Raw genomic sequence first — 18,312 nt, 5'->3', positions numbered from 1 at the left:
CTTACTTCAAGTGAATCGGTCCGCCTGGTCCTACTGGAATACCTAGCAGATACCAAATCACAAGCAATAACGTCCAAAAGATACCGAATGCGACAGAATACGGCATAAGCCCTGCAATCAATGTACCTAAACCGATATTCTTTTGGTATTTTTGTGCAAAGGATAACAACAACGGCAAGTACGGCATCATCGGTGTAATCGGGTTCGTAATCGAATCCCCGACACGATAAATTGTTTGTGTAAATGCCGGATGGTAACCGAGCAGCATCAGCATAGGTATCAGTATCGGTGCTAAGATAGCCCATTTCGCAGAGGCACTTCCCATCAGCATATTAATACCGGCTGAGAGAATCAGCACTCCTAAAATAAGTACTACACCATTTTGACCTTGCAAGGCATCTGCGCCTTTGATGGCTAAGATTGTTCCTAAATTACTCCAAGTGAAGTATGCGAGCATCTGCGATGCAAAGAAGACAATCACGATAAATGGTCCCATTGTACTCATCGCTTCGCCAAGCATTTCAGCAAATTGACGTGACGTACGCATTGTCTTTGCGACAAAGCCATACACTAAACCAGGTACTAAGAATAAAATCGTAATAATCGGCACAATGCCATCCATTAACGGCGAGTCATTGATAATACTGCCTGTCTTCGGATTTCTCAGCAAACCGTTTTCTGGAATTGTCAGTGCCGCAATGACAAGCAGTACCACAACTAAAGCAATGTTCGACCAAATCATAGCACGGCGTTCAAGCGGTGTTACATCTGCTTCAGTTTCTTCTACACGGTTCTCATAATGTCCGAATCTCGGTATGACAATTTTCACTGTTACAAACCAAGCCACAACTAACAATAATACTGTAGAAGCACATAAGAAATAATAGTTCATCGCCGCATTCACATGGACAGCATCGCTGACCAATTTAGTTGCGGGTTCTGTAAAAGAAACTACTAAAGCGTCAGTCATCCCGATGACTAAACTGGCTGAAAAACCGCCGAGCGCTGAGGCATAAGCCATAACCAGCCCTGCAATCGGATGATAGCCTAATTTAATAAAGACCATCGCCGCAATCGGAGGCAATACAATCGGTGCTGCATCCCCGGCTGCGTTCCCTAAAATCCCGACAAATATAATCACCGGTACAATAATTTGTTTAGGTGCTTTTTCAATTGTATATTTCATCACAGTTTCAAAGTAGCCTGTCTTTTCTGCTATCCCCACCCCGATCATAACGACCAGTACTAAGCCGAGCGGCGGGAAAGTTGCGAAGTTATTTACAGCTTCAGAAATCATTTTCGCAATACCGCTAGGTGTCAATAAGTTCACTGCTTCAACGACTTTCCCATCAGCCGGATTCTTCGCTTTTACACCTAAGCTCCCTGTAATAAACGAAGCAATTAAAATAATCACACATAATGAAATAAAGATAACAACTGGATCTGGAAGTTTGTTCCCCGACTTCTCAATGATATCCAGAAATTTGTCCATAAACCCCTTTTTCTTTGCATTCTCTTTCATACACAGTCCCCCCTGTTTTATGCGAGTTGGGGTTATTATATACAGAATTAAATCAAGTGTGCAAATAATTCTGAAAATTGAAATTAATACGGTTATCTTACATGATTTGGGGAATATAAGTAGGTAATTGTATATGCACCCTTTTCCCTTGAAAATTTAATTCTGCATAACAAAAGCGGAGCTGTCTATTACAGACAACTCCGCTTCTTTATACAGCTAATCATCTCAGCATGTATCTTATTTTTTGTTTAATTCCAATGTTTCTGCAGATGCTTTACGTACTTTGTTTAATAAGTTCGTATCTTCAATTAATGATTGACCATAAGATGGAATCATTTCTTTCAACTTGCCTGACCATTGATCTAAATAGTCTGGGAAGTTTTGTTCGATAATTTCTAAAGCAACAGACACTGAAGTTGAAGCCCCTGGTGATTCACCTAACATTGCGACCACTGTATGGTCTTTAGAGTGTACGACTTCTGTACCGAATTGGATAAAGCCGCGGCCATGTTCTTTTGTGTCTTTAATGACTTGAACACGTTTGCCGGCAATGTGTAAATCCCAATCTTCGTCTTTCGCATCTGGAACGAAACGACGTAATTCTTTCATACGGTCTTCTTTTTTCATCAGCATTTGCTGAATTGAGTATTTCACTAATGATAAGTTTTTCGCACCCGCCGCAGCCATTGTTAATAAGTTGTCGCGGTTAAGTGAGCGGAATAAATCCAAGTTAGAACCGTGTTTTAAGAATTTAGGTCCGATAGCTGCGAATGGTCCGAATAACAGACTTTCTTTTCCGCGTACATAACGACGGTCTAAGTGCGGAACTGTCATCGGCGGTGTGCCTGGCGGCTCTTTGCCGTAAACTTTCGCATCGTGCTGCTGTACGATTTCTGGTTTGTTGCAGACTAAGAAAGCACCGCTGATAGGGAAACCGCCTAAGTGTTTGCTTTCTTCGATACGTGTTTTTTGAAGTAATGGAATTGCTGCACCGCCGGCACCGATGAAGATATAGTCAGCTACATACGTTTTAACTGTATCTGCATCTAAATCGCGGACTTGCACTTCCCATTTTTTGTCAGCACGTTGTTCGAATGAGAAGACTTCATGACGATAGTTTAATTCCGCATTCGGATGTGCTTCTAAGTTTTTCGCTAATTTACGCGTTAATTCCCCGAAGTTCACGTCTGTACCTTTATCAATTTTACTTGCCGCAATCGCAAGATGCGGTGAACGTTCATGCATCATCAATGGCATCCATTGTGCGAGTTTTTCACGATCTTCAGTATATTCGATATCAGAGAACATCGGTAAATCTTTTAACGCTTCATAACGTTTCTTCAAGAATTGTACGTTTTTTATCCCTTGCACGAAACTGATGTGCGGTAATGGATGGATAAATTCGCGCGGATTTTCAATCGCATTGGTTTTCACTAAGTGAGACCAGAATTGCTTAGAAATCTCGAACTGCTCATTAATCTCTTTTGCTTTCTCTACATCTACTGAACCATCCGGTTGTTCTACCGTATAGTTTAATTCGCATAATGCGGCATGCCCAGTACCAGCATTACTTGTATCATAAGAACTTTCCAACCCAGGACCATCTAAGCGTTCAAATAACTTAATGTTCCAGTCAGGTTGAATTTCTTTTAAAAATGAACCAAATGTTGTGCTTAAGACCCCTGCACCAATCAAAATAACGTTTTTTGATTCTTGACTCATTTGAAACCACCTTCCTCATTTTAATTATCCGGTCATCAGATGACTTGACCTTCACTGCTTTACTTATCTATCTTAAACCATTTGTGACAAAATTCCAAAACATTTTGTTTATAAATTATTTGATTTTAGAGATTAACAGAGCTTTTTTAATAACTGAACGCTTACTTCTATTCATTCTCTATTTCAACTCATCTTAAACTTATCTACGCTTAAGAAGAAAAAACAGCCACTTGCGCTAGACTTACCGATAAACACTTTTCATATGATAGACTTGAACTAACTAGATAGAGAAAGGAGTCGCATCATGCGCGAACAAAACAACGACTATATTTACCATACTGAATCCGAGCATTCTGATTCCTCTTACATAACACCGTCTGAACCCAAACAGCACAGACCTAAGCAGCGCAACCATCCAGATAATATCCGCCCTAAAGGTAGACGTTGGTTAAACATTATTTTGTGGATTGTCTTTATGTTTTTATGCACAACACCTACAATTGTTGCGATGCTGATGGTTGGTTTTGCTGCTTCTAAACCAAATATGAATGCTATGCCGTTTATCGCACTGGTCGCATTATATATCGTTTGGTCAGGACTCGTAGCTTTACTGCTCGTCTGGTATTACCGCAAAAAAGGTTATGAAAAAATGAAACCGCTTCGTCTCGTCGATATCGCTTGGAATATTTTATACTTCATAGCAACACGCATTTGGACCGCTGTTTGCATGCTTTTAATTGCACTGATCTTTAAGGAACAAAGTTCTCCTAATGACGAAGCACTCTTGCAGCAAGTACAAAACTTGAAAGATTTCAGCAATCCTATCATCGTTATTGCTTTAGTTATCTTTCTTGTGCACATCTCTTTTGTAGGTCCGTTTTTTGAAGAAATCACATTCAGAGGCATATTCAAAGAAACACTCTTCTCTAAGTTTTCATTTTGGTGGCCGATGCTGATATCCTCTGCGATATTCTCACTCAACCACGCCAGTGGCAACATTATAGGCTTCTTCTTATATATGGGAATGGGTGCTTGTTTCTACCTTGCTTATCACCGCCGCAAAAATATCTGGGACAGTTATATGGTCCATGTACTCAATAACGCTACAGCAAGTGTAGTTATTTTAATCACATTAATTTTCATGTAAGCATACTTAAAAGGCGCACCATTACGGTGCGCCTTTTACATTATCTTTAGACTTCCCTAAGCCTCGGTCAGTCTTCTATTTTAACGACAATTTTACCTTTCGCATGACCTTGTTCTGAGTAATCAAGGGCTTTTTGTGTTTCATGGAAAGGAAAGACACGATCAATAACCGGTCTGATTTCATTTTCTTCAATCAGATTCTTAATCGTGCGCAGTTGTTTTCCGCTCGGATGCATTAAGAAGAACTCATAATGTACGCCGTATTGTTTGGCCCACTTGCGCACATCTCTTGATAAGAACCAAATACCTGCACGCTTTGTTAGACCTAAATGCCATTCGTCTGCGAACTTTTCAGTAGGCGGACCGACTAATGACGCAATCGCACCACCGCGTTTTAAGATGGTAAACGATTGTTTCAGGTTTTCGCCGCCCATCAAATCAAACACACCGTCATAATCAGATAGTACATCCCAAAAGTTGGTTTGTTTATAATTGATGATTTCATCTGCGCCCAGTTCATGAACTAAGCGTTCGCTTTTTTCACTGACTGTCGTTGCGACATGCAAGCCCATCACACGTCCAAGCTGAATCGCAAAAGTACCGACACCGCCAGAACCTGCTTGTACCAATACCTTGTCGCCTTCTTTAAGATGCATGACCTCATGAAAGGCTTGATACGTTGTTAAGCCGACTAACGGAATACTTGCGGCTTGTACGAAGTCTAAATTACTCGGCATCAACGCTATATCATGCTGATCTATCGCAAAATATTGAGCAAATGTCCCGATTTTCGTTTTATCTGGACGTCCGTATACTTTATCTCCTACTTTAAACTGTGTCACATCTTTACCGACCTTTTCCACTACACCTGCTAAATCATTACCGAGAATAAGCGGAAATTGATGTTTCATCACTTGTTTTAATTTACCGTCCCTGATTTTGAAATCCACTGGATTAATACTTGCTGCTTTCACTCTGATCAATACTTCTTCTGCATTGATTTCAGGTACAGGCACATCTATCATTTCTACAGGATTTTTCCCGTATTTTTTTACTGCCATCGCTTTCATCATTTCAGACATACAACTCACTCCTTATTTATACTATTTTGTACGAAACTAGAAAAAACGTTACACTATAAAGATAACCTGTGTTTACAATTTCCACATCATAGACACAATAATAACTCCTATTATTTAATTAGATTTGTTTTAACATTAATACCCGTACATTACCTCTGCTAATGATTGTATCGGTATACTTTCTCATGTCATAACGTTTAAGGAGTAAAACATGTCTGAAATACTAATCCTCTCACTAATCGCCATTTTCTTAGGAGCTTTAGTCCGTACCTATTTCGGTTTTGGCGAAGCTTTAATCAGTATGCCGTTACTTGCAATTATCGGCTTAGATATCCACACTTCCATCTCTGTCATAGGTTTGGCGGGACTCTCTGTCGCTTTAATGAATATACTTAGTGATTTTAAAGGCATTCATTACAAAGTGCTTTTAGTGATGTTAATCGGCAGTCTTTTTGGTATACCGATAGGCATTGTTGTCTTACACCGCTTTGATACTGGCATGATTCAAAACTGTTTAGCGGTATTTTTAATCCTATATGGCCTTTATGCCCTATCGAAAGCAACATGGTTGTCTCATCTTCAACATTTACAGCTCAAGCATCCAATATTCAGTGGTGTTTCAGGCTTTCTTTCGGGAGTTCTCGGCAGTATATACAACTCACATGGTGTGCCGATTGTTATTTATGCTACCTTGAGTCCATATCGAATTAAAGAATTTAAACCAACGATTCAAGCCCATTTCCTTATTACAGCTGTTTTTGTGATTATCGGTCAGGTTTCAGGGGGGCATTTGGACAGCTCAAACCTTGCCGTTGTTTTTCATGTCCTTACCTTTATTGCTTCTTGCAGTATTGCTCGGGAAATATATTTCTAAGCGAACACCGCATGACCGTTTTGAGCATTGGATTTATATTTTTATTATACTGCTCGGTATCATTATGTTGTTCGCAAAATAATAAGATAAGCAAAAGCCGCGTTACATTGATGCAACACGGCTTTTGCTTTAGTTGTTTTTTATTCTGCGTTGTTTTAATGCTTCCTCAATAATTTGAAGCTGATCGACAAAGCGGACAATTTCTTTTGTAGTTAATTGGCCATCCAGTGCATCTTCTACAATGTGTGCCATTTTGCGTTTCACATCGACAAGAAACTGTGCGCCTTCTTCTGTCATTTCCATTAATTTGATACGTTTGTTTTCAGAAGGTGCTTGCTGCACCAATCCGATTTTCTCAAGCTTGTAAATTCTTTTTGATGCAGCTGTCTTAAAGATGCCTTGCTTTTGTGCAAGTTCATTAATCGTCAGCCTACGGTGCGTGTGAATAATAATCAATGCCTCTAATTGTTCACGAGATACTGTGTATTGAAGTCCTGCTTCTTGAAGCATTTCTGAAATGGTCTTATTAATATTCATTAAGGAAATATCAAACCTTGTCAGTGCTTCTTCCATGTCGTAACTCATCGGTGCGCCTCCGTTCTCTATATATTCATTCTCTTAATATTCTAATCGTTCTGCACAGATTTATCATTAGTTGAATTTCATTTGAATTAAAGGTTTGCCGCGCTTGTTGAACCAAATTAATACAAGATATTGTATCAGCAATGCACCGATTGCAATACCGCCTAAGACTGCCATCACGAAGCCGAAACTGAAGTGCCCAGCATTAGTAAATATCGCTTCTCTATAACCTTGTATCGCATAAGACATAGGAGAGAATGGATGAATAAATCTAAAGAATGCGGCTGACATTTCAATCGGGAACATACCTTCACTCGAGCTTAACTGCAAGACCAGCAATAACATCGATAAGAACAATCCGACACGGTCTAAGAATAAGACCAATAACGATGTGACTGCGAGTGATGAAATGGCCCATAAGAAACCGACAAGCAAGAATTTGCCTAGATTTTGAATTTCTAAGCCAAGTCCGAAGATGACCCACAAACTTAACATTAATGCACTGAATGCCCCTTGCAAGACATATAACAATACTTTGCCGGTAAATTGTTTCCACGGTGCTGTCTCTTTGCGTAATGTTTTCGTTAACGGATAAATAGCCGCAAAGGAAACTGCACCTACAAATAGGCCCACACTTGCCATGTAAGGCAAGACTGTTTCGCCATAATGATCTGCTTTTGTCGGATTATTTTCTGTGACTTTTTCAATGTCATTCAACGCTTTTTCATTTTCGTTTTCAAAGTGGACATTTGTTTGTTTTTTCACTGCGTCATCGATTTTTTGTTTAAGTTGATCATTATTTTGTTTCAACTGTTCTAAACCGTTTGTCACTTTTTCATTGCCTTGAACGAGTTGTTCGCCTTGTGGACCTGCCATAGGTGCCATTTGTTTTAAACCTGAAGTGACTTGTTCATTACCATCGATTAATTGTCCTTCAGCATCTGACATTTGTCCTAGTGCATTAGAAGTGTCCGCATAACCTTGTTTGGACTCTTTATTCGCCGCAAACAACTCATCTAAATATTTCGCTCTTACATTGTTCTGCATCGATTTAGTCACAGTATCAATCGCTTTTTGTGCTGCTTGGCTGCCTGTATAGCTGGAGCCTGGATTGACTTGTGTCTCTAATTCTATTTTCTTAGGATGCTTGCTTAATAATGTAGTCGCATTCTTGGAAGTATCTTCTGGAATTATAATCGTTCCGATAGATTTGCCGTTTTTAAGTTCTTTCTTTGCTGTTGCTTTAGATGTCTCTTGGAACTTAAAGTCTTTATTATCTTTCAGCTTATCTACTAAGTCATCGCCTATAGTAATTTGTTTGCCTTGAAACTCTGCTGCTTTATCTTCGTTTACAATCGCTATTTTCAGATTGTCTGTTTTATCATAAGGATCCCATATGGAACCTACGAAAAGTGCCACATATATCAGCGGCAATAAACCAATCGCAATCAATGCGACAATTAACATCTTGTTATTTTTAATGAATTTGAATTCATTCCACATACTACTTACTCCTTTTATAGTACACCCCATGTACTATTATTGATTTTTAAACGCAAAAGGCTAATCTCTGCACTTTCACGTTGATTTTTTCCCATTCAATATTGTTATTTTTAATTGTACACCCTGTGTACGTTTTATAATATTAAACGCATAGTTAACCAATGTCAACAATAAACTTCTATCTTTTTTCGAGTACATTTTTGCTTGTTTCTCCTGAAGACTTGCATACTCTACAAGTAATCGGTTACAAAATTTTAAGAAAAATTCAAGAGAACGCCTATTTTTCAGCGTTCTCTTGAATCCATTTTCCTGCTTCATACCCTAATTGTTCTAAATGTTCAAAAGCATGGTCTATCGCATCTTGTTTGTGAATAGGAGGATGCGGTTTTATACTTTGCGGGCGATCATCTAATCCTGTAATACTCATGACGGTATCAATCCCATGTGCTTTTACCGCTTCATACCCTTCTCCTGTCACACCGCACAATGCATATACAGGCAAGTCGAATTGTTTTGCGGCTTTTGCGACACCGATTGGGGTCTTACCGTAAATGGTCTGCTGATCGATTTTGCCTTCTCCGGTTATACAAACATCAGCATCTGAGAGTCTTTGTTCTAACTTTGTTTCATGTAAAACGACATCAATACCTCTCGATAGTTGTGCTGCTAAAAATGCGACCAAAGCAATTCCAGTTCCGCCTGCAGCACCAGCACCCGGAACTGTCGAATAGTCATGATTAAACGTTTGTATAAGTACTTGATTATAACGGGAAAGTGCCGCTTCAAGCTGTGTAATATCATCTGTATTCGCACCTTTTTGTTTCGCATAAGTATGGGTTGCGCCATGTGGTCCGAGCAATGGATTATCTACATCACATACGACTTCGAAGACGACATTTGTTAAACGCGGATCCATTTGCGACATATCAATATGTGCTAAGTGTGCAAGCGCAGCACCGCCTTCAGGCAATTCATGAGAGAAATCATCTAAAAACTTTACACCTAAAGCTTTCATCATACCTGTTCCGCCGTCATTCGTGGCACTTCCGCCTATCCCTAAAATGACTTTTTGTGCACCTTGATCAAGTGCAGCCGCAATTAATTGCCCGGTTCCATAGGTCGATGTTATTAAAGGATTACGCTTGGTACGTCGCACTTTTTCTAACCCTGAGGCTTCTGCTAATTCAATGATTGCGGTCTTTGTATGCGCAACATATGAATACGTCGCTGGGATAATACCGCCTGCTGCGTTTATGACCTTTACAGTATGAAATGTACCGCCTAAAGCATCATGCAGGGACTGCATCGTCCCTTCTCCGCCGTCTGCCATCGGAACTTTATCATATACGACTGATTCCGGCAGCACTGCACGCATACCTTGTTCGATTGCTTGCGCTGCGTTTGCTGCTGTTAATGATTCTTTAAATGCATCCGGCGCAATCACTACTTTATGAATAACCATACCGCTTCCTCCTTACTTAACTTCATTATATCCGCTTTTTAATGCATCACAAAATATGCTTATATGACACAACTTTTAAAAGACATTGTTCTTGGGTATTTAAATGACGAGGTGAAGAAAAATGGACAGACAAGTTGTATTGAAAAAGATAAAAGATATCATGAAAAAATCCCGTATCGGGGTACTTTCTACTGCACATGAAAATGCACCTGACAGCCGTTATATGATTTTCTATGACCAAGAATTCGACTTATACACAAAAACAAGCAGAGATTCATTGAAAATCGAAGAGATAGAAAATAATCCTGTTGCACATATTTTACTGGGATATGACGACACTAAAAATCACAGTTTCTTAGAAATCTATGCAGACTTAGAAGTCACAGAAGATCCTGATGTCATTGATTGGATTTGGGAAGAATCTGATAAAAGCTTCTTCAACAATAAGTCTGATCCGAGACTCTGTGTCATTCGTGCCATGCCGCGTTCGATTCGCTTAATGAACAGCGACAGTGAAGACGGACCGCAATTAGTAGAGTTTGATTAAACTTTAAAACGCATAAATCAGCACGCAACTCCTAAGAATTGCGTGCTGATTTTATATTATTTATAAGATTTCATGACACGTCGATAAATTTGTCCTTTTTTCAAACGGCTGACATATGCACGTTGGTGTAAGGAATACTTTTTCTTGCGTACGACTTCTAAAATTTCGCGATACGCTTTTGCGGCCACTTCAATAATCGGACGTGCTTCTTCATGGAAGTAATCCAAATGGCTTAATGCATTCTCATACATAGCATCTGCATCTTTAGCATAGCTTTCCCACAAATCAATATAGTTTTGTGTCACGCCATGTTCGAAGTTTTCCTTCAAATCCACATTATAAGCTTTTAAGCGTTCTGCACTTAAATAAATACGGTCGTTCTCAAAATCTTCTCCGACATCACGTAAGATATTAGTGATTTGAAGTGCTTTACCGAGTTCAATGCCTACTTTATCGGCAGTTTTATAATGTGCTTCATAAGCTAATACCGGTGTTAAAAGTTCGCCAATGGTACCTGCCACACCGTAGCAATAGGCATAAAGTTCCTCATCTGTCTCTAAGGCAGTCATCGTCAAATCGCTTTGTACATAGTCCATTAATGTAGTAAATGCATGTAATGGGACTGGGTATGATTGTAAAGTATCGCGAAATGCACGCATCACAGAAGCATTGCTTTGAAATGATGTATTTTGTGAATTGCCTTGATATATCATTTCTAAATCATTGCGAATTTGATCCAAGCGTTTTGGATCTTCATATTCATCTATACTGTCGTCTATCATTCGACAAACGGCATAAATTGCCCAGACTGCTTTACGTTCTGCCTCAGGAAGACTGTTAAAAGCATAAGAGAAAGTCTTAGAGTACTCCTCCATTATTTGCCTGCAATATTCATAATCCTCATTTATTAATTGTTCCACTCAAATCACACCTTGTTGTCTATATTCATCACAGGGATATATACCCTAAATGGATATTTATAAAGTTATTCCGCAGTTTTTGCTGGGTTTATATATTTTGAACTTGTGTCTCATACTAATTGAAAACACTATGAATGTCATTCAATAACCTGTACATTTGTGGAAATATTTATGACTGAATGAAAGATTGTCACCCTTTTTTCAAAAATGAACTGGTCAACAAATAAGTACTGTCATATTTTTGTGCAAGACTTCTAATAAACCGCAGCAAATCTTCCTTTGTAGTTTGTCCTTGAAGATACTCTGATTTGAGTGTTGTGTGCTGTGCTTTTTCTTTTTCATCTGCAGTCTTCTTAAAGTATCCCCACATATGATCAAATGTCTTGATAACAGACTCTGAGGACGGTGTTATAGCTAAAGCAGCTGCGATAAAATCATCTAATTCCGTTTCACTGATATTTTCTTTCAACTTATCGCGAATCAGCTGATAATGCTTTTGACTGTGCCACATGACTTCATATTTATATGTGTAACACAGCTTTTCTTTTGTATATTGACTCACTATCTATGCTCCTGTTCTAACGTTAATCTTTTCTTCATTAATATCCGACAAGCAACGCAATCGACATCGCAACGGCACAAATAATACCCCAAAGCAAAATCAGTTTCCACGCAAATTTGAGCCATTGTATATATGAAATTTTTGCGACTGCCAACGCTCCCATCAAAATAGCAGATGTCGGGAATAAGACGTTGCTGATGGAGTCACCGTACTGGAATGCTAAAACAGTCAGCTGTCGGTTAATATCCAGCAAATCAGAAATCGGAACCATCAACGGCATCGTTGTCAGTGCTTGTCCTGAACCTGACGGGATAAAGAAGTTTAAGAAGAATTGGAAAATAAACATGACAATAATCACAATAGATGATGGAACATCATTGAGCAAGGTTGTCATAGCGTGAATAATCGTATCAATAATCTTCCCTTGTTCTAAAATCACAACAATCCCTTTCGCAAAGCCGACAATCATCGCTCCAAATAAAATGTCTTTCATGCCTTCAATCATCGCATCAAATGTGCCATTCAAACCTAATCCGCTGATTAGTCCGGCAATTAAACCTGCCAATACAAAATTGGCACTCATTTGATTAAAACTCCATTCATACGTAAAGATACCGTAGACATTAAAAATAATCGCAAAGATAATCATTAATAAAGCGAGTGCTTGACGTTTAGTAAAGCGGCCATAATCCACTGCTTTATGACTGTTGCCTTCAGATTGTTCAAGTTCATAGACAATACTTTTCTTTGGATTGCGTTTTACTTTGCGTGCATACAGCATGACACATGTAATTGCGGCTATCAGTATGAATAAGTAAATAATTGAACGTAAACCCCAGCCTGAGAACATCGGTAATTCTGCGACAGTTTGAGCCACTCCGACCGTAAATGGATTCAGCATACCGCCGATAAATCCGCTTGCAGCACCCAGTATAACCATCGCTGCCCCTGTCATCGCATCATAACCTAACGTACGTGCAATCAAGACACCGATTGGCACAAAAATAATCGTTTCTTCGGCTAAACCTATAGAGAAGCCTAATATCGAGAAGCCAATCATAGTTAAAGGAATCATCAATATTTTTGAAGAACCTAAAATTTGAATCGCACGGTTAATGCCGTTTTCAAACGCACCTGTACGATGTACAATTCCAAATGCACCGCCGACTAAGAAGATGTAAAAGACAATCTCTCCACCAGTCAATAACCCTTCAGGCACTGCTCTGAACAAATCTAAAAAGCCGACACCATTCTGTGCAATTTCATGATAAGACCCCGGGACCACTAAAGTCTGGCCGCCCTTATCTACACGTTTGTATTCACCTGCCGGAATAACGTAAGTTAGCACGCAAGCCACCGCAATAATCATCATTAATAATGCATAGGTGTGCGGTGTCTTCAGTTTGATTTTAGACGTTTGATCCTCTGAATGATTCTGTCCCTTTTCTTTCATACACATTCCCCCAACTCAGTTATTATCTGAATTTTCTTATTTTAGATTATATAACCTAATCTATCAGGAATAGTCGTATTAATTTCTAGGAACAGTCATGTGCCATTACATATAAAAACTGACCGTTGTATTTTCGGTCAGCTTTGTTTTCCTTATTTTTGGTTGTCTGAAGTTGTCGTTTCATCTGTAGTTTGTGTCTCAGATTTTGTTGCATTTTCAACACGCTGTGTTTCATTTTGAGCTTTTGCTTCTTGTTGTTTTTGTGCTTCCCATTTAGCTTCTTTTTCTTGTTGTTTTATTTTACGCTGCTTTTCTTCACGTATTGCGAACACAATAAAGATAATTGCTAATAAAGGGAATGACATACCTAACCAGAACATTCCACTCACTCCAATTCTGCAGGGTTATCCCGTATTTTTCATTCCATTTCATCATAACATTTCTGTTCATGTTTTTTTACTAATTGAAACAAAATCACACTTTCTTGACACGTTATATGAAACTCGATACATTGAGTGTAATGACAAGAATAATGCACTAGGGGCGTTTTAAAACTGAGATGAGGCCTTGCCTCAGACCCTTTGAACCTGATCTAGCTGAAACTAGCGTAGGAAAGTGTGAGATAGCGGCAAATGTAGTATGTCTTATAATAGGATTTTGTCTCGCTCTTTTACGCACAGCTGTTTTGCAGGTGTGTATTTTTTTATGTCTAATTTCATAAAGGGAGCGAATGAATATGGCAAGAACAATATTAGTAACAGGCGGCGGACGCGGCTTAGGTGCAGCAATCAGCCGTACTTTAGGCACACAAGGCTTTAATGTCATCATTAACTACAATCAAAGCGAAGCAGCAGCAAAAGCACTCGCAGAAGAAATCGGTAATGAACATGCCGTCGCAATTCAAGCAGACGTCACAAAACGTGAAGATGTAGAACGCTTAGTACAAGAAGGTACGAAAGCTTTCGGTCAAATTGACGGCGTTGTCAATAATGCATTAATCGGATTCAAATTTGATCCGACTGCTCAAAAAGCATTTAAAGATATGGATTGGGAAGACTATCAAACACAAATCGACGGCACTTTAAAAGCTGCGTTCAATGTCGTTCAAAGTGTCATTCCTCAATTTATGGAACGCCAACGCGGTACTGTCGTATCTATCGGTACTAATTTATATCAAAATCCAGTTGTACCGTACCACGAATATACAACAGCTAAAGCTGCTTTAATCGGTTTCACACGTAATATCGCAGCTGAATTAGGCCAATACGGTATCAATGCGAATGTAGTATCCGGCGGTTTGTTGAAAACGACTGATGCAAGTTCTGCAACAACACCTGAAGTCTTTGACTTGATTGCCCAAACTACACCACTTCGCAAAGTAACAACACCGCAAGATGTCGCAAATATGGTGGCGTATTTAGTTTCAAAACAAGCAGACGGAATTACAGGCCAAAATATTACAGTCGATGGCGGCTTAACAATGAACTAAGAGGTGAAACAACATGCCTGTACCAAAAGAGAGACAGTTGCATATAGGCGTATTATTATATGGCACTGGTCATCATCAGGCAGCTTGGTTAATGCCTGATTCCAGTATCGAACAAATCGGAACCATCCAATATTATCAAACACTCGCACAAATCGCAGAACGCGGTTATTTCGATGCCGTTTTCTTTGCGGATAATCAATCTTTTCCCGCAAACAACGACACAACCATGCCCGCATTCTGGTTTGACCCTATCGTCAACTTAACCGCGATATCACAAGTCACAAAACATGTCGGTTTGGTGTCTACTATTTCCAGTACATTTTCTAATCCTTATACTGCCGCAAGGCAGCTTTTAAGTTTGGATCATATCACTAACGGACGTGTAGGTTGGAATTTAGTCACATCCATGACAGATATCGAAGCGCAAAATCACAGTATGGAAGCATTGCCGAATCACGCAGAACGTTATGCGGTCGCAGATGAATTCGCAAAAGTAATGAATCAATTATTCGAATCTTGGTCTGTGCATGACTTCAAACATGACCGCACAAACAATCAGCTGATTGACGCTGAACACATTCAACCGTTCCAGCATAAAGGCGACAATTTCCAAGTACGTGGTCCACTATCTACACCGAGCAGTCCACAAGGCAAACCCGTTGCCATGCAAGCAGGTGCTTCTAAACAAGGTGTCGCTTTAGCTGTAAAATATGCGGATGCTGTTTATTCTGTATCATGGAATATCCAACAAGCAAAGCAGTTCAGACAGCGTTTAGATGATGAAATCAAGACCTCCGGACAGACTGACCGCGAACTTAAAGTATTCCCAGGTCTTGTGACTTATGTCGCTGAAACACGTGAAGCAGCACTTGCGAAGAAAGCTGAATTAGACAACCTGCTTCCTATTGAAACAGCCTTAAATCAACTCAGCTTCTTTGTACAACAAGATTGTTCTAAATGGGCGTTAGATGAGAAAGTACCAGAACTGCCCCCTGTTTCAGAATTTACAGGACCTGTCGGCAGATATGAAACAGTCTTAGAAATTATCCGCGATACAAATCCGACAGTACGTGAATTACTCGGCTACCTTAATGCAGGCGGCGGTCATCTCACACTGATCGGTACACCAGAAGAAATCGTTGATGAAATGGAACACTGGTTCAATGAAGGCGTCGCAGATGGTTTCAATCTCATGCCTCCGACTTTACCTGGCAGCTTAGAAGATTTCGTCAACCTCATCATTCCAGAACTGCAAAAGCGCAATATCTATCGTACATCATATGAAGGACATATGTTCAGAGAACATTTAGGAGTTTAATAAATAGGCCATGCCCCCTTTGGAGCATGGCCTATCTTCTTATTCATTCTCTTTAAATACTTTTTGATATTGAACATAACCTGAAATATAGTGCTCAATGTCATCGATTCTGACACGATAACCATGGTGTTTGATAAAGAATGAACCTAATATACGTTTTGGATTCTTAAAATACATTGCCAGTTCAGGATAGAAATAACCTGTGCGCTGATAATCTGCACGGGTATGAATGGTTTCCATGAGTGCATCCACGTTGATGAGTTGGTCGACAAGTGTTCCATATCCTTTTTCTCTTGCTTTTCTAATAATATGATACGTCGCTCTCTAAGAAAGTCGGGAACGTGGTAATACGATGTTTGATAAAGTCTAGATAGCTAGAAACATTTCTGATTCCGAACTCAATATATTCTTTTTTAGGGTCTATTTGAATTAATTCATTCGTACAATAACCTAACCAATGGTCATGGTTCTTCCAGTAATTCATTTTAATAAAACGATCAAACATACTTCTTACAGTATCTAACCATTTTTCGTTGTTATCGATTTGATAGAGACGCAATAATCCTAATGCGGCTTCTCCATCATAATAAATCACACGAAACTGTTCTTTGACTTCTAAGCTTGGATAATGCAAAACATGCACCGTTTCAGCCGTTTCTTGATTTATCATAGAGAGAATACCTTCTGCAACTTTTTGTGCTGCTTCTAAATACTTTTCATTACCTGGTTTGATTTTCAAATACTCGCAAACCGCAAAGATAAACGCCGCATTTTGACCTAGTTTAATTTCATTGATGTTTTTAGTGTCATCGAAGATATGTGCTTTATCATTTTGTTCAAACAAATAGTTGTCGATTAAGTAATCTATCGCCTTTTCAGCTACACTGATATCTTTATTTAAATAATGTAGCCCTTCCATCAAAGCATAAGTAGATGAAGCATGTCTCAAATTATTATAGAAGCTGATTTTCTTATCAAAGTGCGGGAAGTAGCCATAGAAGAATTTTCCGTTAGGTTGTAATTCATTCGCTAAATAATCCGTAGATGTTTCAAGCATCTTATCAATCTCGCGAGATAAATTATCCACTTTACGCAAACCTTTTTCTCGACCCTCTGCCCCTAACTCATATACTTCATGATTTTCAATAAAATAACCTTTCGTATAAAACGTTGTGATAGGCTTTCCAGCATAATCTTGATGTTTATAAAACTGCTTATGTTTCGTATACTTTTTCAAATAATTATTGATATTGTCTTCTGATAAGAAGAATTTCTTTTTATCTTTCGTAGGTCTGACAAATGCATTGATGTTGATTTCTTCAGCCATAAAAGCCAAATTCCAATTTTGGTCATACGCGATACCGTAATCAATATAATTACGACGTGTTTCCTCTAAATCGCGTTTGACCTCTTCAAATACAACATCCCTCGTACGATAAACAAAATCAACTTTGACCCATTGAGGATATTTCCCAGCTTTCTTTTTAAACTGATCATATTGTTTCACAATATCTCTTTTAAGATTGTTAGAGTTTTTTAACAGCTTAACAACTGCTTTCATATTCGGATTACCTAAGCTTACAAACACATAATCTTTACCTAACAATTGTTGATCTGCTTTTTGTAGTACTTGTTCAATCTCGTTGTTTATCATCATGGCCAAACCCCTTCTCATTAAATATGTATAAATGGGCCGGACATCGTCCAGCCCACTATTCAAATAGAATTATTGTTTCTTATCTTTCTTACGGCGTCCTAATAATAGTGCAGAACCTAGTGCTGCGAATAGACCACCGAATAAAGTAGCTTGTTTATTATTATTTTCTTCACCTGAATCAGGTAATTCTTTATCTCCATTACCTTCAGCATGACTTGGTTGTTCACCATTTGAACCATTTTCAACACCTTGTTCTGGCGTTGGACCAGCAGGTTCACCTGGTTGACCTGGTTCAGACGGTTGTCCTGGCTCAGACGGCTGTCCTGGCTCAGACGGCTGTCCTGATTCACCCGGCTCATCAGGATTTACTGGTTCAGTTGGTTCATTAGGGTAATCTGAGTCAGCATCTGCGTCGGCATCGGCATCGGCGTCGGCGTCAGCATCTGCATCTGCGTCAGCATCGGCATCAGCAT

General features: G+C 39.2%; 16 protein-coding genes, 1 pseudogene and 1 riboswitch. Of the genes and pseudogenes, 5 read left to right on the top strand and 12 right to left on the bottom strand.

Features of this window, described 5'->3' with window-relative positions; genetic code table 11:
* Position 1: 1 nt before the first annotated feature.
* Both C7N65_RS11070 and mqo read right to left on the bottom strand, forming a co-directional pair.
* Complete coding sequence (locus C7N65_RS11070) at positions 2 to 1,522, bottom strand: AbgT family transporter (protein WP_105994530.1); 1,521 nt, start codon at positions 1,520 to 1,522, stop codon at positions 2 to 4.
* Positions 1,523 to 1,759: 237 nt separating this feature from the next.
* Positions 1,760 to 3,244 (bottom strand): malate dehydrogenase (quinone), encoded by a 1,485-nt coding sequence (gene mqo, locus C7N65_RS11065; protein WP_105994529.1) that lies wholly within the window; start codon positions 3,242 to 3,244, stop codon positions 1,760 to 1,762.
* Positions 3,245 to 3,548: 304 nt separating this feature from the next.
* Between mqo and C7N65_RS11060 the strand changes: the two genes are divergently transcribed.
* On the top strand, positions 3,549 to 4,391 hold the full coding sequence (locus C7N65_RS11060) for a CPBP family intramembrane glutamic endopeptidase (RefSeq protein WP_105994528.1): 843 nt from the start codon (positions 3,549 to 3,551) through the stop codon (positions 4,389 to 4,391).
* Positions 4,392 to 4,458: 67 nt separating this feature from the next.
* Here C7N65_RS11060 and C7N65_RS11055 read toward each other — a convergent pair whose 3' ends face one another.
* Positions 4,459 to 5,460 (bottom strand): NADP-dependent oxidoreductase, encoded by a 1,002-nt coding sequence (locus tag C7N65_RS11055; RefSeq protein WP_158698129.1) that lies wholly within the window; start codon positions 5,458 to 5,460, stop codon positions 4,459 to 4,461.
* 223 nt (positions 5,461 to 5,683) lie between these two features.
* Here C7N65_RS11055 and C7N65_RS11050 point away from each other — a divergent pair, with 223 nt between their 5' ends.
* On the top strand, positions 5,684 to 6,346 hold the full coding sequence (locus tag C7N65_RS11050) for a sulfite exporter TauE/SafE family protein (RefSeq protein WP_234019086.1): 663 nt from the start codon (positions 5,684 to 5,686) through the stop codon (positions 6,344 to 6,346).
* A gap of 129 nt (positions 6,347 to 6,475) precedes the next feature.
* Here C7N65_RS11050 and C7N65_RS11045 read toward each other — a convergent pair whose 3' ends face one another.
* The 3 genes from C7N65_RS11045 to C7N65_RS11035 all read right to left on the bottom strand — a co-directional run bounded on the left by C7N65_RS11045 (position 6,476) and on the right by C7N65_RS11035 (position 9,893).
* Positions 6,476 to 6,931 (bottom strand): MarR family winged helix-turn-helix transcriptional regulator, encoded by a 456-nt coding sequence (locus C7N65_RS11045; protein ID WP_105994526.1) that lies wholly within the window; start codon positions 6,929 to 6,931, stop codon positions 6,476 to 6,478.
* A gap of 66 nt (positions 6,932 to 6,997) precedes the next feature.
* Positions 6,998 to 8,431, bottom strand: coding sequence for a YhgE/Pip family protein (locus C7N65_RS11040; RefSeq protein WP_105994525.1), 1,434 nt, complete (start codon positions 8,429 to 8,431; stop codon positions 6,998 to 7,000).
* A gap of 277 nt (positions 8,432 to 8,708) precedes the next feature.
* Positions 8,709 to 9,893 carry a glycerate kinase gene (locus C7N65_RS11035; RefSeq protein ID WP_199790689.1) on the bottom strand — a complete coding sequence of 395 codons (1,185 nt, stop codon included), beginning with the start codon at positions 9,891 to 9,893 and terminating at the stop codon, positions 8,709 to 8,711.
* Between the two features lie 121 nt (positions 9,894 to 10,014).
* On the opposite strand from C7N65_RS11035, the gene C7N65_RS11030 reads away from it, so the two are divergent.
* Entirely contained in the window at positions 10,015 to 10,440 is a 426-nt protein-coding gene (locus C7N65_RS11030; protein WP_105994524.1) for a pyridoxamine 5'-phosphate oxidase family protein, read from the top strand.
* A gap of 56 nt (positions 10,441 to 10,496) precedes the next feature.
* Here C7N65_RS11030 and C7N65_RS11025 read toward each other — a convergent pair whose 3' ends face one another.
* From C7N65_RS11025 to C7N65_RS11010, 4 genes are all read right to left on the bottom strand, one after another.
* Positions 10,497 to 11,360: a phytoene/squalene synthase family protein gene (locus C7N65_RS11025; RefSeq protein ID WP_234019085.1), complete on the bottom strand. Its 864-nt coding sequence runs from the start codon at positions 11,358 to 11,360 to the stop codon at positions 10,497 to 10,499.
* 190 nt (positions 11,361 to 11,550) lie between these two features.
* Positions 11,551 to 11,922, bottom strand: coding sequence for a YbgA family protein (locus tag C7N65_RS11020; RefSeq protein ID WP_105994522.1), 372 nt, complete (start codon positions 11,920 to 11,922; stop codon positions 11,551 to 11,553).
* A gap of 37 nt (positions 11,923 to 11,959) precedes the next feature.
* The gene (locus C7N65_RS11015; protein WP_105994521.1) at positions 11,960 to 13,375 is read right to left on the bottom strand and encodes a YfcC family protein; all 1,416 of its coding nucleotides are present in this window, start codon (positions 13,373 to 13,375) and stop codon (positions 11,960 to 11,962) included.
* A gap of 152 nt (positions 13,376 to 13,527) precedes the next feature.
* A complete protein-coding gene (locus C7N65_RS11010) occupies positions 13,528 to 13,755 on the bottom strand; it encodes a hypothetical protein (protein WP_105994520.1) in 228 nt (75 codons plus the stop codon).
* Positions 13,756 to 13,904: 149 nt separating this feature from the next.
* Positions 13,905 to 14,006, top strand: a riboswitch (TPP riboswitch).
* A 105-nt stretch (positions 14,007 to 14,111) separates the two neighbouring features.
* On the opposite strand from C7N65_RS11010, the gene C7N65_RS11005 reads away from it, so the two are divergent.
* Both C7N65_RS11005 and C7N65_RS11000 read left to right on the top strand, forming a co-directional pair.
* The gene (locus tag C7N65_RS11005) at positions 14,112 to 14,864 is read left to right on the top strand and encodes a 3-oxoacyl-ACP reductase (protein WP_105994519.1); all 753 of its coding nucleotides are present in this window, start codon (positions 14,112 to 14,114) and stop codon (positions 14,862 to 14,864) included.
* A gap of 13 nt (positions 14,865 to 14,877) precedes the next feature.
* Positions 14,878 to 16,182 carry an LLM class flavin-dependent oxidoreductase gene (locus C7N65_RS11000; protein ID WP_105994518.1) on the top strand — a complete coding sequence of 435 codons (1,305 nt, stop codon included), beginning with the start codon at positions 14,878 to 14,880 and terminating at the stop codon, positions 16,180 to 16,182.
* Between the two features lie 39 nt (positions 16,183 to 16,221).
* Here the strand turns inward: C7N65_RS11000 and C7N65_RS10995 are convergent.
* Positions 16,222 to 17,839 (bottom strand): annotated as a pseudogene (locus C7N65_RS10995) (poly(glycerol-phosphate) alpha-glucosyltransferase).
* A gap of 69 nt (positions 17,840 to 17,908) precedes the next feature.
* Positions 17,909 to 18,312, bottom strand: a 404-nt coding sequence (locus C7N65_RS12830) for an LPXTG cell wall anchor domain-containing protein (protein ID WP_158698126.1), incomplete at its 5' end; no start/stop codon positions are given.

This window comes from Staphylococcus simulans, assembly GCF_002994445.1.
Lineage (GTDB): Bacteria > Bacillota > Bacilli > Staphylococcales > Staphylococcaceae > Staphylococcus > Staphylococcus simulans_B.
Note: the sequence above shows the minus strand (reverse complement) of the source record. Positions and strands in the feature narration are given on the sequence as shown.